Origin of the sequence: Leptolyngbya sp. ST-U4, assembly GCF_039962215.1 — a bacterium.
Classification (GTDB): domain Bacteria; phylum Cyanobacteriota; class Cyanobacteriia; order Elainellales; family Elainellaceae; genus Leptolyngbya_A.
The window spans coordinates 219,195-241,915 of the sequence record NZ_JAMPKZ010000006.1; the positions used below are offsets into that span (position 1 = coordinate 219,195).

The 22,721-nt window shown below is 51.0% G+C and carries 22 protein-coding genes; 11 read left to right on the forward strand and 11 right to left on the reverse strand.

Going from position 1 to position 22,721, the window contains the following annotated elements:
• Nucleotides 1–116: 116 nt before the first annotated feature.
• Nucleotides 117–3,161 carry an excinuclease ABC subunit UvrA gene (gene uvrA / locus NDA02_RS12640; RefSeq protein ID WP_190789923.1) on the reverse strand — a complete coding sequence of 1,015 codons (3,045 nt, stop codon included), beginning with the start codon at nucleotides 3,159–3,161 and terminating at the stop codon, nucleotides 117–119.
• A gap of 400 nt (nucleotides 3,162–3,561) precedes the next feature.
• Here uvrA and NDA02_RS12645 point away from each other — a divergent pair, with 400 nt between their 5' ends.
• A complete protein-coding gene (locus NDA02_RS12645) occupies nucleotides 3,562–4,464 on the forward strand; it encodes an ion channel (RefSeq protein ID WP_190789924.1) in 903 nt (300 codons plus the stop codon).
• A gap of 51 nt (nucleotides 4,465–4,515) precedes the next feature.
• On the opposite strand, the gene NDA02_RS12650 is transcribed toward NDA02_RS12645, so the two are convergent.
• Nucleotides 4,516–5,250 (reverse strand): DUF928 domain-containing protein, encoded by a 735-nt coding sequence (locus NDA02_RS12650; protein WP_348255048.1) that lies wholly within the window; start codon nucleotides 5,248–5,250, stop codon nucleotides 4,516–4,518.
• A gap of 420 nt (nucleotides 5,251–5,670) precedes the next feature.
• On the opposite strand from NDA02_RS12650, the gene NDA02_RS12655 reads away from it, so the two are divergent.
• Nucleotides 5,671–5,931 (forward strand): hypothetical protein, encoded by a 261-nt coding sequence (locus NDA02_RS12655; RefSeq protein ID WP_348255050.1) that lies wholly within the window; start codon nucleotides 5,671–5,673, stop codon nucleotides 5,929–5,931.
• Nucleotides 5,932–6,119: 188 nt separating this feature from the next.
• Here the strand turns inward: NDA02_RS12655 and NDA02_RS12660 are convergent, their stop codons facing one another.
• The 3 genes from NDA02_RS12660 to NDA02_RS12670 form a co-directional block, all read right to left on the reverse strand.
• Nucleotides 6,120–6,764: a calcium-binding protein gene (locus NDA02_RS12660; protein WP_348255051.1), complete on the reverse strand. Its 645-nt coding sequence runs from the start codon at nucleotides 6,762–6,764 to the stop codon at nucleotides 6,120–6,122.
• 98 nt (nucleotides 6,765–6,862) lie between these two features.
• Nucleotides 6,863–8,740: an ArsA family ATPase gene (locus tag NDA02_RS12665; RefSeq protein ID WP_348255052.1), complete on the reverse strand. Its 1,878-nt coding sequence runs from the start codon at nucleotides 8,738–8,740 to the stop codon at nucleotides 6,863–6,865.
• Nucleotides 8,741–8,859: 119 nt separating this feature from the next.
• Complete coding sequence (locus NDA02_RS12670) at nucleotides 8,860–9,813, reverse strand: S1 RNA-binding domain-containing protein (RefSeq protein ID WP_190789929.1); 954 nt, start codon at nucleotides 9,811–9,813, stop codon at nucleotides 8,860–8,862.
• A 204-nt stretch (nucleotides 9,814–10,017) separates the two neighbouring features.
• On the opposite strand from NDA02_RS12670, the gene NDA02_RS12675 reads away from it, so the two are divergent.
• The 9 genes from NDA02_RS12675 (at nucleotide 10,018) to NDA02_RS12715 (ending at nucleotide 17,723) form a co-directional block, all read left to right on the forward strand.
• Complete coding sequence (locus tag NDA02_RS12675; protein ID WP_348255053.1) at nucleotides 10,018–11,862, forward strand: AAA family ATPase; 1,845 nt, start codon at nucleotides 10,018–10,020, stop codon at nucleotides 11,860–11,862.
• 7 nt (nucleotides 11,863–11,869) lie between these two features.
• Complete coding sequence (locus NDA02_RS12680) at nucleotides 11,870–12,127, forward strand: hypothetical protein (protein WP_348255054.1); 258 nt, start codon at nucleotides 11,870–11,872, stop codon at nucleotides 12,125–12,127.
• Between the two features lie 643 nt (nucleotides 12,128–12,770).
• Nucleotides 12,771–12,989, forward strand: coding sequence for a gas vesicle structural protein GvpA (gene gvpA, locus NDA02_RS12685; RefSeq protein ID WP_190503885.1), 219 nt, complete (start codon nucleotides 12,771–12,773; stop codon nucleotides 12,987–12,989).
• A 121-nt stretch (nucleotides 12,990–13,110) separates the two neighbouring features.
• The gene (locus NDA02_RS12690) at nucleotides 13,111–14,169 is read left to right on the forward strand and encodes a hypothetical protein (RefSeq protein ID WP_190792658.1); all 1,059 of its coding nucleotides are present in this window, start codon (nucleotides 13,111–13,113) and stop codon (nucleotides 14,167–14,169) included.
• A gap of 89 nt (nucleotides 14,170–14,258) precedes the next feature.
• Entirely contained in the window at nucleotides 14,259–15,512 is a 1,254-nt protein-coding gene (gene gvpN / locus NDA02_RS12695; protein ID WP_348255059.1) for a gas vesicle protein GvpN, read from the forward strand.
• Nucleotides 15,509–15,880: a gas vesicle protein gene (locus NDA02_RS12700; protein ID WP_190792659.1), complete on the forward strand. Its 372-nt coding sequence runs from the start codon at nucleotides 15,509–15,511 to the stop codon at nucleotides 15,878–15,880. Before gvpN ends, NDA02_RS12700 begins: the two co-directional genes overlap by 4 nt.
• 121 nt (nucleotides 15,881–16,001) lie before the next feature.
• Nucleotides 16,002–16,490, forward strand: coding sequence for a gas vesicle protein K (locus NDA02_RS12705; protein WP_348255056.1), 489 nt, complete (start codon nucleotides 16,002–16,004; stop codon nucleotides 16,488–16,490).
• Nucleotides 16,491–16,703: 213 nt separating this feature from the next.
• Nucleotides 16,704–17,438: a GvpL/GvpF family gas vesicle protein gene (locus NDA02_RS12710; RefSeq protein WP_190790199.1), complete on the forward strand. Its 735-nt coding sequence runs from the start codon at nucleotides 16,704–16,706 to the stop codon at nucleotides 17,436–17,438.
• 21 nt (nucleotides 17,439–17,459) lie between these two features.
• Nucleotides 17,460–17,723, forward strand: a complete 264-nt coding sequence (locus NDA02_RS12715) for a gas vesicle protein GvpG (protein ID WP_190790200.1) — start codon at nucleotides 17,460–17,462, stop codon at nucleotides 17,721–17,723.
• Here the strand turns inward: NDA02_RS12715 and psb29 are convergent.
• From psb29 to NDA02_RS12745, 6 genes are all read right to left on the reverse strand, one after another.
• On the reverse strand, nucleotides 17,708–18,418 hold the full coding sequence (psb29, locus tag NDA02_RS12720) for a photosystem II biogenesis protein Psp29 (protein ID WP_190790201.1): 711 nt from the start codon (nucleotides 18,416–18,418) through the stop codon (nucleotides 17,708–17,710). The genes NDA02_RS12715 and psb29 overlap by 16 nt on opposite strands.
• Nucleotides 18,419–18,562: 144 nt before the next feature.
• Nucleotides 18,563–19,456: an acetylglutamate kinase gene (gene argB / locus NDA02_RS12725; RefSeq protein WP_190790202.1), complete on the reverse strand. Its 894-nt coding sequence runs from the start codon at nucleotides 19,454–19,456 to the stop codon at nucleotides 18,563–18,565.
• 175 nt (nucleotides 19,457–19,631) lie between these two features.
• Nucleotides 19,632–20,198, reverse strand: coding sequence for a shikimate kinase (locus NDA02_RS12730; protein ID WP_190790203.1), 567 nt, complete (start codon nucleotides 20,196–20,198; stop codon nucleotides 19,632–19,634).
• Between the two features lie 175 nt (nucleotides 20,199–20,373).
• Entirely contained in the window at nucleotides 20,374–21,174 is an 801-nt protein-coding gene (locus NDA02_RS12735; RefSeq protein ID WP_190790204.1) for a hypothetical protein, read from the reverse strand.
• Between the two features lie 140 nt (nucleotides 21,175–21,314).
• A complete protein-coding gene (locus tag NDA02_RS12740) occupies nucleotides 21,315–21,812 on the reverse strand; it encodes a GNAT family N-acetyltransferase (protein ID WP_190790206.1) in 498 nt (165 codons plus the stop codon).
• A gap of 200 nt (nucleotides 21,813–22,012) precedes the next feature.
• Complete coding sequence (locus NDA02_RS12745; protein WP_190790205.1) at nucleotides 22,013–22,579, reverse strand: macro domain-containing protein; 567 nt, start codon at nucleotides 22,577–22,579, stop codon at nucleotides 22,013–22,015.
• Nucleotides 22,580–22,721 lie beyond the last annotated feature (142 nt).

Below are 22,721 nucleotides of genomic sequence, written 5' to 3' on the forward strand. Positions count from 1 at the left end.
CCTAAATGAGTCAACTCTGGGGGACTTTGAACGTAGGCGTAATTCGCTCAGTTCTCCCAGAATTGGGGATTAGGGGGGCAAGTCGGAGAGTCTACAAACCGTGCTGCACACAAACGCTAAGCCGTTGCTCTCGCCGAAGGATGCTGCGCCAGCACCTTTTTGAGGTATTGCCCTGTGTACGATCGCGGGTTTTGCGCGACTTCTTCGGGAGTGCCTGCGGCGATGAGTTCACCGCCCCGGTTGCCGCCTTCTGGACCCAAATCGATTACCCAGTCGGAGCAGCGAATAACATCCAGGTTGTGTTCGATGACAACGATCGAATTCCCCATATCTGCCAGGCGCTGCAGCACGTCCAGCAGCTTGTGAACGTCGTAGAAAGAAAGCCCGGTCGTCGGCTCGTCGATCAAATACAGGGTTTTGCCTGTGGCGCGGCGCGACAGTTCAGACGCCAGCTTGAGTCGTTGAGCTTCTCCACCGGACAATGTAGGAGCCGTTTGACCCAGCCGCACATAGCCCAACCCGACATCCACCATTGTTTGCAGCCGGGCATTGAGCTTGGGGATGTTTTCAAACAGGGGGAGGGCTTCCTCGGCAGTCATGTTCAGCACGTCGGCGATCGTAAATCCCTTGTATTTCACCTGAAGCGTTTCCCGGTTGTAGCGTGCCCCTTTGCAGACATCGCACTGTACATACACATCCGGCAGGAAGTTCATCTCGATCACGTTCACGCCCTGACCGCTGCAAGCCTCACAGCGTCCACCTTTGACGTTAAACGAAAACTGTCCCGGCTTATAGCCCCGCGCTTTTGCCTCGATCGTTTCTGCAAACAAATCACGAATGCAGTCGAAAATGCCCGTGTAGGTGGCAGGGTTCGATCGCGGCGTGCGTCCGATCGGCGATTGGTCGATCACGATCGCTTTATCAAGCGCATTCAGTCCTTTGATTTCTTGAAGCTCCTTGGGAAAGGGCACTTTTTGACCAAAGTGGTGTTGCAGTGCCGGGTAAAGCAGCTCGTTAATCAGCGTTGATTTGCCAGAACCGGATACGCCCGTAATACACACCAGTCTACCCAGAGGAATTTCGATGTCCAGATGGCGCAGGTTATTGCGGTGAGCATTTTTAAGAAGCAGCGATCGACCGTTCCCCGGTCGGCGTTCCACAGGCGTTTCGATTCCTCTGCGTCCCGACAGATAGGCTCCGGTGAGCGAAGCTTCTGCCGTCAGTAAGTCATTGAGCTCTCCCTGTGCGACGACTGAGCCGCCGTGAATTCCCGCACCCGGCCCAATATCCACCAGATGATCGGCAGCGCGAATTGTGTCTTCGTCGTGTTCCACCACAATTAGTGTATTGCCCAGGTCGCGGAGTTTGACCAAGGTGTTAAGCAGGCGATCGTTGTCGCGCTGGTGCAGTCCGATACTGGGTTCATCCAGCACGTATAATACTCCCGTCAGTCCTGCACCGATCTGCGTAGCTAAGCGAATGCGCTGTGCTTCTCCCCCAGAAAGCGTCATTGCTGTGCGATCGAGGGTGAGATAGTCTAGCCCCACATCGAGCAGAAACTGCAGCCGCGCTTTGATTTCTCGCAGCACCAGATCACCAATTTGTGCCTGACGGGGGGTAAGGTGCATCTGGGTAACGCGATCGAGACTGTCCCGCACCGAAACGCTGGTCAGTTCTTTGATTCGATACTGTCCCACCCGAACGTTTAATGCTTCCGGCTTAAGGCGATTGCCGCCGCAAACTTCGCAGGGCTGATCGATCAGATATTGCTCTAGCTTTTGCTTGTACAGGTCAGAGGTGGATTCCTTGTACTGGCGATCAAGCATCGGAATGATGCCTTCAAAGCGGCGATGATAGCCCTTGTTGTCGCGATAGCGCGAGTCCGCCTCAATGTAAATTTTCTCCTCAGAACCGTGCAACAACACCTGCTGCTGCTCTCGCGTGAGCTGGTTCCAGGGGGTCTGGATCTCGAAGCCAAATGCCTGCCCCACACTGTACAGCAGCGAAAAGTAGTAGGTATTATCTTTCTCTGACCAGGGTGCAACGGCAGCGTAGACGGGCAGCTTCGGATCGGGCACAACCAGATCGGGCGAAAAGGTTCGCAGCGTTCCCAGTCCGTGACAGTGGGGGCAGGCTCCGTAGGGCGAGTTAAAAGAGAACAGGCGAGGCGAGAGTTCTTCCATCACCGCGCCATGTTCGGGACAGGCGAAGTTTTCTGAAAAGACCAGATCGACGGATTTAGGCGAGTCCTCTTCAGATTTGCCGTAGCGCCCCGCAGGTTCGGCTGCCATCGAAGGAAGCACGGCAAGCTGCAAATCAGGATTGGTCGGCAGCGCAATCACTTTGTTTTCGTCTGAGAAGACCTCCACGATCGCCACTCCTTCCGATCGCTTCAAACAAGTCGAGAGCGAATCCACCAAGCGTTCCTGAATGCCGTCTTTTTTGACAAGGCGATCGACCACGATTTCGACATCGTGAAACTGATTTTTCTCCAGCTCAATATTGTCCGACAATTCCCGCACTTCGCCGTCAACCCGCACCCGGACAAAGCCCTCAGCCGCCAGCCCCGACAGCAGTTTTTTGTGGGTTCCCTTTTTGCCGCGCACGACCGGAGCCAGAATTTGAAATCGGGTGCGATCGGGCAGTTCCATAATTCGATCGACCATTTGATCAATCGTTTGGGGCACAATCGATCGATCGCAGTGGGGACAGTGGGGTTCGCCTGCCCGTCCGTAGAGCAAACGCAAATAGTCATAGATTTCTGTTACCGTGCCCACGGTCGATCGCGGGTTGTGAGAAGTGGATTTCTGGTCGATCGAAATCGCAGGACTCAAGCCTTCGATCGCGTCTACGTCGGGCTTGTCCACCTGTCCTAAAAACTGCCGGGCATAGGCACTGAGCGATTCGACATAGCGACGCTGCCCTTCAGCAAAGATCGTGTCAAACGCCAGCGAAGACTTGCCCGATCCCGAAACGCCTGTAAACACAATTAATCGATCGCGGGGCAGTTCCAGATCAATATTCTTCAAATTGTGCTGCCGTGCCCCCCGAATCCGAATCGTATCCTGTAGGTCTGCGATCGAATCTGAAAGTGACTGACTTCCTTTAAGAGGAGCAACCGCAGCAGGCAGACGATCGGCGGGGTCAACGCGCTGAATCATAGGAAGGGAAGCAGGGGGAGATAGGGGGCAGAGGGGGAAACAAAAAGGGCGAAACTCGAAAGATGAGACAGACGTAACCTAGGGCGACGAATCTTAATAATTCTACCGTTTGTCCCTAAATTCTGCCGAGGGCGAGATTGATAGAATCGTACAACCCCTTATGTTAGCGCGATCGTTTGTCTTAGTACATTTGCCTCATACATTGTTCGACTTAACTTTGCTCGACGGGACATTTGCAAAGCCGAGATTGTGTCCCGAACCGTCCCCCAAAGTTGACTGGTTTGTTGACTCAGGGGTCTCCTTATTTAGAGGGCCCATTTAGAGGACCCAGTAGCACCTTCACCACGTCTCAAATCACCGCTTTGCCGCTCCGCCCAACTGCCCCTTCGCCCCGTTCCCCATGAATCGCAAACTGCTCACTCAGGCTGTTGCCCGTTTACCGATCGTTCGCGTCAGAGTGCAGGATGGACGCTTTCAGGTCTTGGGCAGCAATCGCTGGTACTCCTACTGGCGTGACCCATATCATCTGCTGCTGACGATTCCCTGGCAGGGGTTTGGGCTTTTAACCGTGCTGTTGTATGTATTAACCAACGCGCTGTTTGCCCTGCTGTATCTGCTGGGGGGAGACGGCATTGCCAATGCGCGACCCGGTTCGTTTAGCGACGCATTTTTCTTTAGCGTCCAGACGCTTGCCTCGATCGGCTATGGGGCAATGCACCCGCAGACTTTGTATGCTAACTGGATCGTAACCATTGAGGCGATCGTCAGCATTTTGGGAATTGCCCTGCTCACCGGACTGGCATTTGCCCGATTTTCTCGTCCGACGGCGCGAGTCATGTTCAGTCAGGTTGCGGTCGTTGCACCCCATGAAGGAATCCCAACGCTGATGTTTCGTGCTGCCAATCGCCGCCGCAATCTCATTTTGGAAGCCCAGATGCGGGTCTATTTGATGCGAGATGAAATTACCGCCGAGGGCAATTCGATGCGCCGCTTTTACGATCTGCCCCTGCTTCGTAGCCAAACGCCAAGCTTTACCCTGAGCTGGACTGCGATGCACGCGCTCGATCCCAACAGCCCTCTGTACGCGGCCACGACCGAATCACTTCGTCAGTCTAGAGCAACGATCGCCGTTTCCCTGAACGGGCTTGATGAAACTGTGTCTCAAACCATGCACGCCCGCCACAACTACGCTCCCCAAGACATTTTGTGGAACAGTCGCTTTGTTGATATCTTTCATGAGTCGCCTGAAGGACACCGCTACATCGACTATCGCGATTTTCACAAAGCGATGCCGATCGAATAGAGGGAAGATTTCTCTCCCCTGGTTTCTTGGCGGCTCAGTATTGGTTCAGTACTATTGGTTCAGTATTGTTGGTTCAGCAATAAACGGCTGGTCAGCAAAGGCTTCTAAGCCCACAGATTCCAGCAGAGTGTTCCATCGCTCCTTTAAGAGTTGGCTGGGCTGCGTTTCAGCCGGACTGGACGATTGCCTTAAGTCTGCCAGGGTTGCGATCGCGTCGTACCAAATGCCTGCTGCCGCATATGCCGTCGATCGATCAACCGCAGGAACCTGCGCCAGTTTAGCCGCCAAATCTGGAGTTAGTGCCTGACGCTGCACCCAGCCTCGCGTGAGCAAATCCCCCGATCGATCATCGGCATTGCAAATAATCGAGAAGTACCATTGATAATCTTTGCCAATCGTGAGAGGAGGTACAGTCCCATCGATGGGCAGGCTGACTTGCAGAATTCCCGGCGTTTTGGGCAGGGCGATCGTCGTTTCATAAACGGTTTGGTTGCCGTCCATCAGCACAAATTCTGCGGTCGTGGCATTCGTTTGAGGCACATACCAGAAGAAAGTTGGGTGTTCCTGTACTGTTACACCAAAGTTTTGACTCGGAATCAGTGCGGTCAAGGTGGGCTGGGTCAACGCGCATCCGCCTCTGGTGCCACCGCCTTCTCGCCGTCCGGGTAAGCCGCGATCGGGCGGAACATATTGGGCAAGTACAACAGTTGCCATTGAAGAGAGAATGCCAGTCGTCAGCAGCAGGGCGATCGTAGATTGGGCAAAACGACGCAGGGGGCGAATCATGCGGCTCCTGATAGAGAGACGAGTTAACAATTTAGGGGAACTTACTCATTACTTCACTGCTGCTGCTCTACAGTCCGCAGAAATTAATGCTTTTGTGATGCAATACCTGTAAATTTCTGGTATGTTCCTTGCGGTTCTACGATCGATTGCAAAGCCGTTTTGTTCCCATTTCTTTCTAGAATGTTTGCTTTTTGAATGGGTGGAAACAGAAACGCGAAACTGTGAAAGCACCCCAATATCACAAGGGTTGAAGACGCGGAGGTACTGGAAAATGGAGATGTGCTGACGGTTCCAGAGCTGTTACCTGGCTGGGAACTTCCTGTCTCTGAAATTTGGGCACCTGAATTTGAATGAGATGAATCGCACTTCGGGAATTATTTTTATGATCAGCGAGTCTGGCAAACTTCAAAATTGAGCATTATGACGAACGATCCAATTCAAGCCAATCGATTCAAGCGAGAACTTCACGAGTATTACGTTGATATCGTGTGGGGCTTTGTATGCGGTGACGGGCATATTGCCGGACGTATGGCTTCAGGTGCTCCAGGTGCTATTGATCCAACAGAGCCATGGCAACCCCTTGCAGAGGAATACCGTAAGCGGGGTTTCAACACTAGAGCGGCGATCGCGGCTGATATGAAGCGAAGATGGGCAGAAGCCGACTCAGCAGACGAAGAATGAAATTGAGCTAAAGGATAAAGGCTGTGCGGGGGTGCTTCACACAACCGTTTTACGCAATCCATACAAGCAGGCGAATCCAATTACTGAATTCAAGCTCTGTCTAAAAATAGCCACCCCTGCGCCAGAATGCCCTATTTTAACCGAAAGCGATCAAGCAACAGCGATCAAGCAAAAGTGATCAGGGATTTCTAAACGATCGTGAAATCGCTGCCCGTAATGGTGTTTGCCTGCACTCCAGTCAGAATTGCAAGCGGATCGCGACCTGCCCGAATGATTGTGCTATTCCCCCGCGAAACGATTGTCAAATCGCGGAAGCGCAACCCATCCTCTAACCCGATTAGATCCTGACGGTTGGCAAAGTCTGTAATTCGATCGCGTCCACCCCGACGGCGAATCACAAAAACATCTGTGTCGCTGCCGCCCGTGAGCGTGTCTCTGCCGATGCCGCCATTAAGCTGATCCTTGCCACTGCCACCAAATAGCCGATCGCTGTCTTCATCGCCCCACAGCCGATCGTCACCGCTGCTGCCGTCAAGTCGATCGCGTCCCGTTCCGCCGATTAAGTCATCATCGTTTTCGCCACCTACAAGCTGATCGTCACCGCTGCTGCCTAGCAGTTCATCGTCGCCATCCTCACCGTAGAGTTCATCGTCACCATCTTCGCCGTCAATCTCATCATCCCCGTCGCGACCATAGATCTCGTCATCGCTGTCGTTTCCGTCAATCTCATCACCTCTATCTGAGCCAATGATTTCGTCATCGTTGGGTCTGAAGAAATAATCATTGTCGTAGTAATCGCCAAAAAGAAAGCCGAACCCCAGTCCGATCGCCATGATTCCTCCTTCCAGGCTTCAAAGCAAGAACCTGAAATAAACCAAATCAACCTAAGACCGAAACCTAGAACAAAACCTAAAACAAAACAAAACCTAACCTAAAACAATAAGTCTGCGGCTGCCTCAATTTGGGCAGAGGGTCTAAGTCCCCGTGATAACGGACGTAAACGCACGATCGTTTGTTCCCGAAGTTCTGCCGAAATCGACTGCCCCATTTCAAACCGATTATGGACGATGTATCGCTGGCAAACACCCTGCTGGAGGAGGGATTGGGTTAGCCGTTCTGCTTCTGCGACGATCGCCGACTGTGCCTGCACTACGCCGATAAATTCAGTATGGGCAGGATTTTTGAGCTGCTTTTGTGCCTGCATGACGCGCTGCCGTAAATGGCGAAGCCGCCCAATCAGTTCCGTGTGTCCAGCGATGTCCTGATACTTGATCCACAGCTTAAAAATCCAGGCAAGCCAATCCCCCAACGCAGCAGGCATTTCCAGAAAGCGCAGCAAATGCCCAGTCGGAGCGGTATCCAGAATAATTAAATCTTGCTGGTTCTGCTCTAGTTGCTCAATCACTATCAGCAGCGACAGCATTTCATCGATTCCTGGCAACGCCTGACTCACAATCTGCCGCCATGCCTCAGGACCGTAGGCAATCTTCAGCGAATCTGCTTTTGTATCCCCGCTCATCATCTCTGCCAGTTCCCACAGGTATTCCTCCCGAAAGCGATCGAGTATCCGATGCGCGTTAACTTCTTGAGCCGTGAGATTGCCAGTCAACGATACCGGATCATGTCCCAGCAGGGTTCCAAATGCGTCCCCCAACGAATGTGCCGGATCGATCGAAATCACGCGAATTTGTCGATCGGGATGCCGCACTGCCATGGCCCAGCCGATCGCCGCTGCAATTGTCGTTTTTCCGACTCCCCCTTTTCCACCAACCAAAATCAGCCGTTTTCCTTCTGCCACAAAATCGCTCAAACCGGGCGAGAGTTTTTCCGGTAATTCGATCGACCCTACTGGATTCGCAGGAACAGCCATTGATTGAGGAGTTTTTACTTGGGAAATCAGGTGATCCAAGGCTGCACTGCCGATCGGCTCCTGAGGCTGAACCGGAATCGCTAGCACCGGATAAGGATTAGCAAGGTCGATAAATTTCTCCAAAAGTTTCTGCTGTTCCTGCAAGCCGTTCAGATCGTTTCCGGCAGAATCGTCTGAAATCTGGTTTACAATCATTCCGCCGATTGGCATCTGAAGCAGCTGCAATGCCTGGATAAATCGCTGAGTTTCTAAATAGCTCATCAGTTCTGGAATCGCGACGATCGCACACCCTGTCACTGCTGGATTTTGCAAAAGATGTCGTCCTGCGGTCAGATCTGCCTGCATCTCATGCAAAAAGCGATCGGCTTCATCGTCGTCACACCGTCCGGTAAAGCTCTGGGCGATGTAGCGGTGCTTCTCCTGGAACAAGCCCATCGCAGACAGCAAATTATCCAGAAAATCCATCAGGCTAAACAAATTCAGCGTATGACCGGTCGGAGCCATATCCACCACCACGCGATCGGCTTCCTGCTCCCGCAAAATTCGCTGAATCTCTAAAATGCCCATCAGCTCATCGACACCGGGCCAGCTCAAACTCCAGACCGGAGACAAATCCTCGCCCTGTACAAAACTCCCCCGCTCCACCAATAGCTCCAGAATACTGCCATATTTTTCCTTAAAGCCTTGCAGCAGCTTTTCCGCATCCAGTGCCCGCACCCGAAGATTCAGCAAATCCTCGACTATCCCCGGTTCATCTCCCACCTCAGTTTGCAGCAAGTCCCCCAGCGAATGCGCCGGATCGGTAGACAGCAGCAACACCCGCTCACCAGGAAACTGCCGCGCCCACCGACGTGCAAACCCGCAGGAAAAAGTTGTCTTTCCGACTCCTCCTTTCCCGCTCACCAGAACCAGACGCAGCGAATCAAAATAGTGCAGCATGGCGATCGACTTTAACAGGGGTGATTTTTTAGAACTCCTGCTAAAAGTCTTCCCCTAATTAATTCTCACGAACATCCACGCTGGCTCACCGCAAATAACCTTTACGATCAGAGCGCATTTTAAAGTTGCTCTGCTAACTTCTCACAGCTCTCCAGATTGACTCGTGCCCTCTGTAAATTTATTTCTGCAATCGTTACTTTTACAGAATCATTTGCTTTAAAAACTTGTTTCAGATTGTCGATTTGTTGAGCAATTTTTGAGCGATGCAGTAAAGCATATATGCCATCAATATTAATCCATATTCCATAAGGCTTAACGACATGCACCCTACCATTCACAATTTGACCTACCTGAAACTGACGTAATTTGTTTAAGGTAAAACTTTGAATCAGTTCTATCTCAAGCGGCTTGAAATTACTCAATCTCTCTTTTGAATCTAAAATCTTTAAAGAAAGTCTTTGCCCAACTACTAGCTCCTCTTTGCATCTATCAACGTTGTTAACGGCTCCTCGCAATCCCTCAACTTCAACTAGCACGCTATATCTTGTCTTCTCCAGGATCTCTAGATGGAGCGTTACATCTTCAGCCTGCAATTGTCGTATTCGTCTCCATGCAGTTTGCCGCTCTAATGCTCGGATTGAAAAAGTAATCGTTGGGGGACGCTCTGAACACAAAAACCATTGAACTCTAACTCTTACTCCGTCCGGTTCAACATCAAGAATTCGGGTGTGTATGAGCAGTTCTTCTCGCCTGACAGGACGTTCACAATTAAGAGATGCTCGATCGATCACAGCTTCATACAGCAGATTGCTATCAATTAACGTCTCAGGCGAACAATTTGAAAAGAAAAAATCGTGTTCACTGTCGTAGTTTCCGACGACCAGAAATTCTCTAATTTCGTTGAGCTGTACTGCTTCCTGTGGAGTTTCAATATCAACTAAAGATAGCTTTGATACTGGAACATACGCAGGCTGTTCAGCCCCGAAATCAACTAAGACTCCTCTGGGCTTTAATTCCACAATTCGCCCAATCACAACATCACCGATCGGAAAGCGACCTAATTCAAAGCTCATAGCGCCCTGGGTTATGAGAACCTGGAATAGAGGAAATCGATCGGCGCAAGCTGGCTAATTGATCAGGTTCAAGCCACCGCAACCTTTAACCGAAGCTGTCTAGCTCCATTATTGTCTCAGTTGAAAAAAGCAGTGAGCGTTTCTCGATCGCCCTGGGATTACTAAAGACTGAATCACTTCATCCCATCTATCGGCAGATCCGCCATGAGCGAACTGTTTAAGGGCTTCGAGCAACTGCTAGAGCTTGCCAAAGCCCTGGAAGAAAAAATCGAGAAGGGCGAAATCAAAACTGATGTTCAGATCAACGCCCGTCCGCTCAGCAGCATTCCGCGTCAGGGCAGTATTCCCCGCACGGATATCGGCACGAGTCGCATTAAGCGAAATTCACCTGCACCGAATTCGTCTGCCAGTGCTGCGGCTGCTCCGGGTGATGACGCAACTGACGACAGCCTGACGGCTCCGACTGGCACAACCTCCTCCCTGAAAGACGTGGGTGGCTTGGGCGAAGTGCTGCAAGAGCTGCGCGAACTGGTTGAAATTCCGCTGCGGCGACCGGATCTGTTAGCAAAACTGGGACTCGAACCTCCCAAAGGCGTGCTGCTTGTCGGACCTCCCGGAACCGGAAAAACCTTGACAGCACGTGTCCTGGCAGAAGAACTGGGGGTCAACTACATCGCGATCGTCGGTCCTGAAGTGATCGGCAAATACTACGGCGAAGCAGAATCTCGGCTGCGAAGCCTGTTCGAGAAAGCGGGCAAGTCGTCTCCCTGCCTGGTGTTTATCGATGAAATTGACAGCCTCGCGCCCGATCGCAGCAAGGTCGAAGGCGAAGTTGAAAAACGGCTGGTAGCGCAATTGTTAAGCCTGATGGATGGCTTTGCCAAAACCCCCGGCGTGATCGTGCTAGCGGCAACCAATCATCCCAATCATCTTGATCCGGCACTGCGTCGTCCCGGTCGATTCGATCGCGAAGTGCAGTTCCGAGTGCCCAATCGTGAAGGTCGCCTGGAAATCCTCCAGATCTTAACTCGCGAGATGCCGCTAGAGGCGTCTGTCGATTTGACGGCGATCGCAGACTTGGGAGTAGGCATGGTGGGAGCCGACCTCAAAGCCATTTGTCAAAAAGCCGCCTATACCGCACTGCGCCGTCAGGTTCCCAGCCTTAAAGCTGCCATTCCCGAAACAATGACCGTGACTCAGGCTGATTTTCTTCAAGCAATCAAGGAGATTAAGCCTTCGGTACTGCGATCGGTCGAGGTCGAATCGCCACAGATTACCTGGGATGAAATCGGCGGACTGGAAACGGTGAAGCAAACCCTGCAAGAATCAGTTGAGGGCGCACTGCTGTACCCGGAACTCTACCAGCAAACCAGAGCCACTGCACCACGCGGAATTCTGCTCTGGGGACCACCTGGAACAGGCAAAACCCTTTTAGCCAAAGCAGTTGCGGCTCAGGCACGTGCTAATTTTATTGCAGTCAATGGACCCGAACTGCTCAGTAAATGGGTAGGTGCTGCCGAGCAAGCCGTTCGCGAACTGTTTACCAAAGCGCGTCAGGCGGCTCCCTGTGTCGTATTTGTGGATGAGATCGATACCCTGGCTCCGGCACGGGGAAAGTTTTCGGGTGATTCTGGGGTGAGCGATCGCGTCGTCGGTCAACTTCTCACTGAACTGGATGGAATGCAGGAATGCCCTAATGTGCTGCTGATTGGCGCAACCAACCGCCCCGATGCCCTCGATCCCGCAATGCTGAGAGCGGGACGCTTTGATTTACAGATCAAGATCGATTTACCAGATCTGAATAGCCGTTTGGCGATCCTCCAAGTTCACAACGCCGATCGCCCCCTGGAAAACATCAATCTCGAAGCCTGGGCAGCGCAAACCGAAGGCTGGAACGGGGCAGATCTGGCACTGCTAAGCAACCAAGCCGCGCTAGAAGCAATCCGTCGCCATCGATCGCGGGGGCAAGCTGATCCCGCCACGATTCGCATTACTGAGGCTGAATTTGCCGCTGCTTACGAGTTGTTAATGAGCCAACGTCAGCGTTAGGAAATCAATGATTGAACAAAACATGGATGCACGTCAGCAAGCTCTGCAATTTCTGATTGCCAATTTTGTTGCTCAGGGACATCCTGTCCAATACGCTCAGCACATGGCAACAGCAACCATTTTTCAAGCCGATCTCGAACTTCGCAATGCTCAAATGGCAAGCCTTCTAAGCTGGCTTCAGCAAACGCATTCTGATGTTTATCAAGAGGCGATCGTTGTGGTCGAAAACACTCGTGAACAGTTCGAGCAGCGTGTTAGACAGTAATTGATTAAGTCAAATTATTAAACAGGGAAATAGCTCTTTCAGTGCCTTTGTATGGCAAAGAGAAGCCCAATCAGTGCTGCAATCAATGCGGCAATTAATGCGGCGAAATGAAAGAGTTCAAATCTTCCGAATGGCAACCATTGAATTATCCAGCCCAGTTCAAGCTACAAGCCTTTCGTGAGAAAGGTTACAGAAGAACGTAGAGCAGTAACATTCCACTCATCCACCAGGAGAAATTCAGCGATTTTCTCAGGGCTAAAGCCAGGAATCGTAAAAGTCCTAGAACGGGAAATATAACGAAATAAATAAAGAACCAGTAGCCCGCTCTATTGGGATTTGGAGGCGACAAAAATCAGGCTAGATAAAGTGCGCCGTCAATTCCAATGCTAAATAGAATCAGTGAACGAGATAGCTTATTTAGCATTGGCTTGCAAGAGAAATCTTAACAATAAATACTCGTAATTCTACGGAAATTATTTAAAGAGGCTTTATCTTTTCAGCATTTATCCCGTAACCTTCACAGCATCAAATTCCTATCTTGATAAACATACGCTAACTGACAACTTTTCAAACAACCGTTGCAGAACAGCGATACCGTTACACGATCGTTTTACAACCCTACAACCGATAAAGGTGGATTGCTATGGCAGTTGAAAAAGTGAATTCCTCGTCTAGCTTGGCTGAAGTCGTCGATCGCATTCTCGACAAAGGCATTGTTGTCGATGCCTGGGTGCGGGTTTCGCTAGTCGGCATTGAACTGCTGGCAATTGAAGCGCGTGTCGTCATTGCCTCGGTGGAAACCTATCTGAAGTATGCAGAAGCTGTGGGTCTCACCGCTCAAGCTGCGGTTCCTTCTGCCTAACCGCTGTCTCATCAACAGGCGGATCATCGAGCTGGACTGAGTGAGACAGGAATCGCTCTGCTTGCTCAGTCTTGCCCCCGCATCTCACATTCCTAGCTCGTACTTCCTACAGGAGGATTTCGTGACTTCCCTCAAAGAAATCTGGCAAGCGCAACGCCAGCAACGTCAGCAGGAAACGCTACATCGACAGCAGCAGGTTCGCACTACGCTGGCGCAGTTTTCCCAGCAACGGCAGCGGCAGGCAGACCAGCTTCGGGAAGAGCTTCGAGCATTTCAGCAGCAGCTTCAGCAGGACACCCAGGTATTGATTGCTGAGCAATCTGCCGATCGCACCACCATGTCCCAAGAGCTTTTTCAAACCCTGGACGAGTTTCAGCAGCAGCTTAGTGCCACTGTTGCCGTTATGCAGCAGCAGGTAAGCAACCGAATGCAGGTAATCCAGGCAGAAACCACCGCCATTCGATTAGACACGCAGCAACTTTTGCAAACCCACCAGCAGCAGCGTTGCCAAAACCAGCTTCAGGTAATGCAAAATCTGGCAGAGTTTGTGGAACGAATGCGAGGCGAGGTCGAAGCAGACCTAAGTGAACTGGAAGCAATGCGGCACGATCGCGCCTATCAGCTTCAGCAAAGTCTGAGACAAAGCCACGAGCAGCGCAAAGCGGACATGAAGCGGTTGTTTGACCAGCTTGCCGCCTTTCGGTCTGAACTGACTGCTTATTGTGCCGAGATTCGTCAGCAGGTTTGGGGCAGCTCTCAACCAGCAAGCATTTCTCAGCCCACTCCGCCGCAGCTCAAAACGCAATTTGCTTCACGACCCGCAGGACAAACTTCAGGACAACTTCCAGAACGATCGGCAACACGACCCTCAGCACGACCTCCAGCACGATTAGTCGCACGAGTACGATCGCCACAGCCTGACAAATCAAAGGCTATTCCAGGCAGTTCTCCGCGTAAGGCAACTTCTGTAACCCAGACTAAACCACCGATCGCAAAACCGAATCTGACCCAGCTCGAACAAACCATCTTCAATCATTTAACGCGAGTTCAGCAGACGACCCTGGCAGAGGTTGAATCTACTTTTGCCCTGAATCGTTTTGCCGCTGTTGATGCGCTTCGATCGCTCATCAAAAAGGGCTGCATTGTTCAGCGCGACCATGTTTATCGCATTCAGCAGTAAGTTCGAACTCCATTCAAGCTTCAGTTCAAGTCCCACTTCAAGCCCCACTTCAAAATTCATTCAAGTGCATGCCAATGGAAACTAAGCCCGTGCCCACCATCCTTCGTGCTAGCCCCCGCCGCTTTGTCAGCACCCCCGCCGTAGAGCGCGTAGCAATGCGAACACTGCGCTATCTTCAGTCGGGCTTTTCAGTGCATCTGCGCGGACCTGCCGGAACCGGAAAGACTACCCTCGCCCTGCATCTGGCTGACCTGCTAGCCCGTCCAATGATGCTAGTCTTTGGCGATGACGAGTTCAAAACCTCAGATCTAATCGGCAATCAGTCGGGTTACACGCGCAAAAAGGTGGTGGATAACTTTATTCACAGCGTGGTCAAGGTCGAAGACGAACTGCGGCAAAACTGGGTCGATTCACGGCTGACGATGGCTTGCCGAGAAGGATTTACGCTGGTGTACGACGAGTTCAATCGCTCTCGTCCCGAAGTGAACAACGTGCTGCTGTCTGCCCTGGAGGAAAAACTGTTGGTGCTGCCGCCCTTGCACGGTCGCAGCGACTATATTCGGGTGCATCCTGATTTTCGTGCCATTTTTACCTCGAATCCTGAGGAATACTGCGGGGTGCATGCGACACAGGATGCGCTGCTCGATCGCCTCATCACGATCAATATGCCGGAGCCAGATGAGTTAACGCAGCAGGAAATTGTGGTTCAGAAAACTCAGATTGACCGCGATAGTGCCACGCTGATTGTGCAGCTCGTGAAGGCATTCCGCAAGAAAACCGGAGCCGAGAAGTCTTCAGGACTGCGATCGGGCTTAATTCTGGCAAAGGTCTGTCAAGAACACAGTATTCTTGTTATCCCGGAAAATCCTGACTTCCGCGATATCTGTGAGGATGTTTTGCTATCGCGAACAGGACTGCCCCTGGAAGAAGCCAGCCAGCTTTTGTGGGAAGTGTTTAATGAGCAAATTGTCGCTTTTGCGATGCAGCAACAGGTGGCAAGCTTTGTACCCCAGGCGCGCGTTATTCCAAGACTGCAAAAGGCACAGGTTCCTGTCACTGCAGTGAAGTCGCTCGAAGACCTGGAGCTAGACACCGAATTAGAAACGTTGAGTGAACTAATCCAAGCACCCGCGCTGAAATCTCCTGATCTTGACTTTACTGATCTGGAAGCTCAGCCTCTAGACACGGAGCTGGAATTCCTGCGCGGGGAACCGATCGATCAAGAGCCGGAGCAAGAAGCTGCTCTAGAAGCACCTGCGCTAAATGCACCACCGCATCCGATGCAGGAATCGCTTATCAAGCTGCTGGAGATGTCTGAGTTGTCAGAGGATGATTTGCCATGACGCTAACCGACTCTCGATCGCCACACAGCAACGTTCCTTCAGGCGGAATCACCCCCACGAATCGCTCGTTTCAGAGTGCTACATCCGGCTCCAGTTTGGCAGATGTGCTGGAGCGGGTCTTAGATAAAGGGGTTGTGATTGCCGGAGACATTACTGTTTCCGTCGGTGCGACAGAACTGCTGAGCATCCGCATCCGCCTGCTCATTTCATCGATTGATAAGGCAAAAGAGATCGGCATTAACTGGTGGGAAAATAACTCGTTTCTCAGTGCCCAATCTCACTCCTTGCTGGAGGCAAATCAGCAGCTTCAAGTACGAATCGATAGTCTGGAACAAGAACTGCGATCGCTCAAAGCTGCACAATCCTAAGCGGTGATCTGAACGGTAGCAGATGTCCTGCATCGCCCCTTAAATCCCCCAGCTTTGGGAAACTTTAGGCAACTTTGAGAACCCTAAAGTGCCTGCCGCCTGCCCCCCTCATCGCACTACCATGCCCCCCTCCCCTACAGACTGCTCTCTCGCTGCTGTTCAGCGCACTGAAAGTCAGACTACTCATCCTAGTAAACCGGCAAATGCAGGATTGGCTCCGCTGCTGCTAACCCTGATCGAGCTGATCCGTCAACTCATGGAAGCGCAGGTCATCCGTCGGATGGAAGCCGAAGCCCTCAGCGATCAGGATTTAGAACGGGCAGCAGACAGCTTGCAAAAACTTGAAGCCCAGGTCGTGCAGCTCTGCGAAATTTTTGAAATCGACCCGGCAGATCTCAACGTTGATCTAGGAGAAATTGGAACGCTGCTGCCTGCTAACGGCTACTATCCTGGCAAAACTTCTGCGAAGCCAACCGTTCTGGAACTCCTCGATCGTCTGCTGCATACCGGAGTTGTGCTGGAGGGCGATCTGGATTTGGGACTGGCACAACTTAATCTGATTCATGCCAAACTGCGGCTTGTCCTCACTTCCCGACCAATTACTCCGTAGAGAAAGTGGTTTTGCATCGCGTGAGCGGTTAACGAAAACAGGGAATGCTAAGTCACAGATTCAATCCGTAGTGGAGTCGGTGCCCTAACCGGAAGTAGAGGAGATGCCCATCCACAGAAATTGCCGCTGATTGAATTCACATTCCTCGCTCCGTCGCTGCTCTCCTAAATGGCTGAGCTTCACCAATCGTCATCCTAGTTAAATGGAAATCCCATGTCACACGGTCTTTACTTATACGGAATCTTTCCCTCCCCCGGTCCAAAGGATCTGGGTCTGGAAGGCTTAGACAAGCAGCCCGTTCAGGCTCAAGTGGTCGATGAATTTGTCTTTCTTTATTCCGAAGCGCAGCAGGAACGCTACCTGGCGAGCCGCCGCAATCTGCTCGGACATGAGCGAGTCCTGGAGCAGGCAATGGAGCAGGGCTATCAGACCCTTTTGCCGCTTCAGTTTGGGTTAATTATTCAGGACTGGGAGCGCGTCCAGCAGCAGTTGCTTGTGCCGAAGGGTGAAGTATTGAAGCAGCTTTTGCACAAACTAGAGGGACGACGAGAAGTGAGCGTCAAGGTGGTCTGGGATGCCGCTCGCGAACTGGAAGCACTCATGCAGGAAAACGCCATCCTCCGTGACCAGCGTGACCAACTCGAAGGCAAATCGCTCAGCATGGATGAGGTGGTGCGAATCGGGCAGGCGATCGAGCGGGCGATGAATGACCGCAAGCAGGCGATCGTTGAAACGTTTCGGCAGAGGCTAAACGGGCGGGCGCTCGAGACGGTTGAAAACGACTCCCTTATGGAAGGCATGATTTACAACGCGGCTTATTTGATTCCGTGGGAGCAGGAAGCAGAGTTTTGCGAACAGGTCGAAGTTCTCGATCAAGCGTTTGAGAATCGGCTTCGCATCCGCTACAACAGCTTTACCGCTCCGTTTAACTTTGCTCAGTTACGCTAGTTGCGCCTGGAGGATTCCCTGATGTTTTTTGACTTACTGCTGACTCCGATCACTGCCCCGATTGCCGGAATCGGCTGGATCGGCGAAAAGATTCTAGAGCAAGCCAGCCCAGAACTCGACCAGAAAGAAAATTTGAGCAAGCGACTACTCGCGCTTCAGCTTGCCTTTGATATGGGCGACATCGGCGAAGAAGACTTTGAAGCTCAGGAAGAAGTGCTGCTGCTGGCAATTCAAGCTCTAGAAGACGAGGCAAAGCAAGACGAAGCAGATCAGGCCGTTTCCTGAGAATCGGTGGGGGCTGTCACCGCATCCTTTGCCTTTGCCCGCTCTTCTTTCTTTTTGCGATCGGCTTTGAGGACGTCGGCAAGGACGATTTGCGCCTGCGCCATTTTCTCCAGATTGCTGCGATAGAGTTCCAGGTCTTTTTGCACCTTATCAGTGGAAAAATGCATCGCTTCAGCAAGGGTTTGCAGCAGTTCATTTCGCTGCTTTTCGTCCTTGACCAGTTCCGGGTTCATGGTTTCCAGCAGCGTGTATAAACCGATCGCAAAAGGACGGTTGTATTTGAACTTGGGATTGGCTGCAACGGCTTTCAAATGACCGATAATGCCGCCCGCTTCCGTAGAGGATACATTTTTTGCCTGGTTCAGAAAATCGTTAAACGACAGCGAAGCCGCTTCTGACTGAAGCTGAGCCGCATCATGGCGATATCGCTGTGGGTCATCCTGCAACGATTGACAAAGGGCATTAAAAATCGAGTCTTTGTCCCCTTCAGGACGATAGCCCTGCATAAAGCGATCGAACGATGTCACGACACCAAGGGCATAAATGGGATCGTAGCTGAAATCAGTATTCGCCGACAGCAGGTGCATTTCTACCATCAGCTCATCAACAACCCGCCGATAGATTGAGTTAATCGGGCGCGTATGCAGCGTGTAAAACGCTCTTTTAGTATCGGAAACGGTGCGGACGTTATTCACAAGCCAATTCTAGAAATAGACCTCACTCATTATCCCATATTCCCTTTAGACTGGGCTGACGCTGATCCCGATAATTCAGATGCAGTCCTTCAGATGCAGTCATTCGGATGCAGCATTCGGCGCGGGATAGTTTCTGGTCTAGGGCTAATAGCAAAAATCAGAGGCAACAATCATTGTCCCGGTTCCTTCATCCGTAAAGATTTCTAGCAGCAGCGCATGAGGCAAACGACCGTCAATAATGTGGGCAGCTTTCACGCCTTGTGCCAGCGATCGAACGCAGCAGTTCACTTTGGGAATCATGCCGCCGGATACAATACCCGCTTCAATCAGGTGACGCGCTTCCTGAATATCGACTTTTGAAATGAGCGTACTGGCATCTTTGTAGTCTCGGAGAATGCCGGAGGTGTCCGTCATCAAAATCAGCTTTTCAGCTCCCAGTGCCGCAGCAAGCTCGCCTGCAACCGTATCCGCATTGATGTTGTATGCCTGCCCCTTCTCGTCGGCTGCCACGCTGGAAATGATCGGAATATAGCCATTTTGCACCAGCGAGTTGATCAGCTTTACATCGATCGAATTCACTTCTCCCACAAATCCAATGCCCGTATCGCCCTGCGGACGCGCCCGAATCAGGTTGCCGTCTTTGCCACATAGCCCGACTGCCACACCACCTGCTTGCTGAATCAGCGCGACCAGTTCTTTGTTGACCCGCCCGACCAGCACCATTTCAACCACATCCATTGTGGCAGCATCAGTAACGCGCAGCCCATTCTTAAATTGAGGCTCAATCCCAAGCTTATCCAGCCAGGAGTTAATTTCGGGTCCGCCCCCGTGTACAACAACCGGACGCAAGCCGACACAGGATAGAAAGACAATGTCGCGGATCACCGTCTCTTTGAGGCTTCCGTCTTTCATCGCTGCGCCGCCATACTTCACAACGATCGTGCGCCCGGTAAACTGCTGGATGTAGGGCAGTGCTTCACTCAGAACCCGAACGCGGGTAGCTTCTTCTCTTTGAATGTATTCTTGGTCGAGCGTCATGGAGCAAAAACGAGTTCAAGGAATTGCATTAATGCAGTGTATCAGGCAGGGGTCGGCAGGATGGTGTTCTGTTATGCGATCGATAAGTTTAGGGGAGCTGGGGAGGTAGGGAGATGGGGGGATGGGATGAGGGAGGTTAGAAATCTTTGTGTTTTCCTGTGAATGATTAATTTGGTTAATTGAGATCGGCGATCGACTGGTCGGGCTTGAGCACGGAGGGAATGTCCATCAGAATGCGGTTTGCAATGGCTTGAGGGGATTCTTCGGACGTGATAGAAATCTGTAAATCGGCTTGCTGGTAGAGAGGTTGGCGGGCTTCCAGGATAGTTTGTAGCCGGGCGAGGAGATCTGCGGTTTGGAGCAGGGGGCGAGTTGTGTCTGATTTGAGGCGATCGAACAGGGTCGCAACCGGGACATCGAGCCAAATAATCACGCCGTGCTGCAAATAGCTCCAGTTCGATCGCTCCAGCACAATGCCGCCACCCGTAGCAATCACTAGGCGACGATAGGTGGAAAGTTCTGCCAAAACCTGGGTTTCGAGCTGCCGGAAAGCGGGTTCTCCCTGAGTCGCAAACAGGTCTGAAACTGATTGTCCGGTTGCCTGCTCCACAACGGAATCGGTATCAAAAAACTGATAGCCCAAGGCGGCGGCAAGCTGCTGTCCGATCGTGGTTTTGCCTGCGCCCATCATGCCGATGAGATAGAGATTGATGCCTTTGAGTCGATCGATCAGGGAAGTCATGGGAGGGGGGAGAGCAACGGACTTCAATGATCATAGACCTTTAAACTACGATCGCTCGCTTTTAGGAGCAATGACAGTGGGGCGATCGACTCTGCGTAACGAATCCGCTCACCCGCTGCAGATACTCTCTGCACCATAACCGATCGCCCTACTCGGTCGGTGTGCAGCGGACTTGTTAGGCATTTTCATCTATAAAGTAGTGAGGTAAATCATTACCCCATAAAATTCCACAATCTTGCTCATAGGCAATTTGAGCAACTGTTCTGACGAAGGAAAGACTCAATTTGCAAAAATTAAGTCGAGAGGGTTCAGGGTTTCTCTCTGATCTGAATTCTCGCAATGCTTCTTCCATTGCATCAAAACTACGATCCAAAAGTGGTAAATCAATTTTACTTAGCTCCTGATATAGCTGGCAAGTTTCAGATGGACTTAACCAGCCATAAATCCCATCAGAATTCTTCCATAAATAGCCGATTACATTGCCTCTATAAGCAAGAGCAGAAAGAAGCTCTATTAAACGGAGGTTGTTGAAGTGTAAGTCTTCTTGATACCAAGAAGCACGTTGAGAACGTCCTACGAACTGACTCCTACCTAGCGTCTTTTCGAGTATTGCACCACAAATTAAGCAATTGAAATACTCAACGTTATCTCTTCTTGAAGATGTGTGAAATATACAAAAGTCTCGCAGTAGGCAGCTTGGTGACTTACAAGATCTGAGCTCCCAATCAATGCCTGAGAAAAGACTATATTGATTGCGTGCAGAAAAATCAGCTTCAAGGTAATCGCAGTATTTATCTATATCTAGGCTACTTGAACAAAGATATTCAGGGACATACCAGACCTTGTCGATTTTATGTTTCAGCTCACTTAACCAAGGATTAAGATATCCGGTTAGAAGGAAGCTTTTAAGAGCAGGAATTACTTCAGTAGTGTATTTGTTGTGATCGAAGATATATATCCTGGCATCTGATCCCATAGCTCATTTTTGCCTGTGTGGGAAAATTTTTATCAAACAGAGAAAGTACGCCTAATGTTGCTGTTCAGCGGCAACTGATCAACCTACTGCAACACTAATTGACCCTTTTAGTCCGCTGCAACAGCGTTGTTGTGCTGCGATTACTCATTGAGTCGCTTTTCGTACAAAATCTCATACGGTTGATATCCAGCTCTCTGGTAGAACTTGGCTGCGAGTTCATTGCTGCATAACAAACCCACTCTAACAACTTCCAAATCTAAATTCAGAAAATGCCGTTCAGCTGCTTGCATCAGAGCAGCAGCAACTCCACGCTTTCGCATCGTCGAAACAACATACAAATCAGAAATGTAACCGTATTCTCGCTCTGATTCAACAACATGTAGATCGCTTTCATCAAGTTTCTCAACGAAACAAACAACAAAGCCAAGGATGCCTTCTTGGGACTCTGCAACATAAATTTGACCATTCTGCTGCTTAACAAGTTCTTCAAGATACGTGAGATGGGCATCGCTAATCTCTGAACCCAGTGCTCTGCTCAGATGTAACTCACGCTCAGCATCCTGGAGCAACTCCATTAACGTGACGAGAACTGGTCGGTCTTCAAGCTTAGCAGCACGAATCGTAAAATTAGCTTGCATCAAAGACCAACAACCTTACGTTGTGAGAACTGGAATTAACCTAACATTAGAGACCCACAAGTAGCTTTTAAGGACTGTCTTCACCGATCATCCAGCGGCACAACGGCTGAAGTGAGCGGCGGCAATTAACTTCTGCATCATAACCGATCGCCATTGCTCCGCCGTTCCAACGCAGGGTTATGGGGCTGTTGCGGTCTCAGTTACGGGTCTAAATCATCCATTCGCCATTCTTCTAGTGTCGAAGAAAAAATATCATATTGAGGCTGCTTATATAAGACAAACCGCACGAATGACAGACCTGGAGTTGTGCTGAGAAACGTGCAAACGCAATCAATGGCAGTTTTCGCTGCCGCTGCGACAGGAAAGCGATAGGCTCCCGTTGAGATGGCAGGAAAGGCAATCGAGGTACAGTGATGGGCGATCGCTGCTTGAAGGGCAAGCGTATGAACTTGCCGGAGTTGGGTGTGAGCTTTATCTGAGTACCGTTCGTTGTAGAAGGGACCGACAGCATGAATGACATATTTTGCTTTGAGATTACCGGCAGGCGTAGTCTGGACGTGACCTGTTTGGCAGCGTCGCCCCTGTTCATCTGCAGGTAGCTGGAGACAGAATTCTTTGAGTTGTGGTCCTGCTGCGCGATGAATGGCACCATCCACCCCCCCGCCGCCAGTTAGTTTGGTGTTGGCAGCATTGACGATTGCGTCGGTATCCTGGTCCACGATGTTGCCAAGGATCAACTCAATGGTTCCGTGTTTTAGCTGTCGCATGATGGGCAAGTGCGATGGTCAATAATGCCGTCGGGTAAAAGAGAAGGTTTTAGATATGTCCTTCTCCCTCCCCTCAGAACCGTGCATACAACTTTCACTGTACACGGCTCAAGCAATCTCTATTGCTCACCGATGTAGCTGT

Bases quoted from the DNA above. Each gene is read 5' to 3' on its own strand.
- uvrA (WP_190789923.1), bottom strand. From the start codon at position 3,161: ATGATTCAGCGCGTTGACCCCGCCGATCGTCTGCCTGCTGCGGTTGCT.
- NDA02_RS12645 (WP_190789924.1), top strand. From the start codon at position 3,562: ATGAATCGCAAACTGCTCACTCAGGCTGTTGCCCGTTTACCGATCGTT.
- NDA02_RS12650 (WP_348255048.1), bottom strand. From the start codon at position 5,250: ATGATTCGCCCCCTGCGTCGTTTTGCCCAATCTACGATCGCCCTGCTG.
- NDA02_RS12655 (WP_348255050.1), top strand. From the start codon at position 5,671: ATGACGAACGATCCAATTCAAGCCAATCGATTCAAGCGAGAACTTCAC.
- NDA02_RS12660 (WP_348255051.1), bottom strand. From the start codon at position 6,764: ATGGCGATCGGACTGGGGTTCGGCTTTCTTTTTGGCGATTACTACGAC.
- NDA02_RS12665 (WP_348255052.1), bottom strand. From the start codon at position 8,740: ATGCTGCACTATTTTGATTCGCTGCGTCTGGTTCTGGTGAGCGGGAAA.
- NDA02_RS12670 (WP_190789929.1), bottom strand. From the start codon at position 9,813: ATGAGCTTTGAATTAGGTCGCTTTCCGATCGGTGATGTTGTGATTGGG.
- NDA02_RS12675 (WP_348255053.1), top strand. From the start codon at position 10,018: ATGAGCGAACTGTTTAAGGGCTTCGAGCAACTGCTAGAGCTTGCCAAA.
- NDA02_RS12680 (WP_348255054.1), top strand. From the start codon at position 11,870: ATGATTGAACAAAACATGGATGCACGTCAGCAAGCTCTGCAATTTCTG.
- gvpA (WP_190503885.1), top strand. From the start codon at position 12,771: ATGGCAGTTGAAAAAGTGAATTCCTCGTCTAGCTTGGCTGAAGTCGTC.
- NDA02_RS12700 (WP_190792659.1), top strand. From the start codon at position 15,509: ATGACGCTAACCGACTCTCGATCGCCACACAGCAACGTTCCTTCAGGC.
- NDA02_RS12705 (WP_348255056.1), top strand. From the start codon at position 16,002: ATGCCCCCCTCCCCTACAGACTGCTCTCTCGCTGCTGTTCAGCGCACT.
- NDA02_RS12710 (WP_190790199.1), top strand. From the start codon at position 16,704: ATGTCACACGGTCTTTACTTATACGGAATCTTTCCCTCCCCCGGTCCA.
- NDA02_RS12715 (WP_190790200.1), top strand. From the start codon at position 17,460: ATGTTTTTTGACTTACTGCTGACTCCGATCACTGCCCCGATTGCCGGA.
- argB (WP_190790202.1), bottom strand. From the start codon at position 19,456: ATGACGCTCGACCAAGAATACATTCAAAGAGAAGAAGCTACCCGCGTT.
- NDA02_RS12730 (WP_190790203.1), bottom strand. From the start codon at position 20,198: ATGACTTCCCTGATCGATCGACTCAAAGGCATCAATCTCTATCTCATC.
- NDA02_RS12735 (WP_190790204.1), bottom strand. From the start codon at position 21,174: ATGGGATCAGATGCCAGGATATATATCTTCGATCACAACAAATACACT.
- NDA02_RS12740 (WP_190790206.1), bottom strand. From the start codon at position 21,812: ATGCAAGCTAATTTTACGATTCGTGCTGCTAAGCTTGAAGACCGACCA.
- NDA02_RS12745 (WP_190790205.1), bottom strand. From the start codon at position 22,579: ATGCGACAGCTAAAACACGGAACCATTGAGTTGATCCTTGGCAACATC.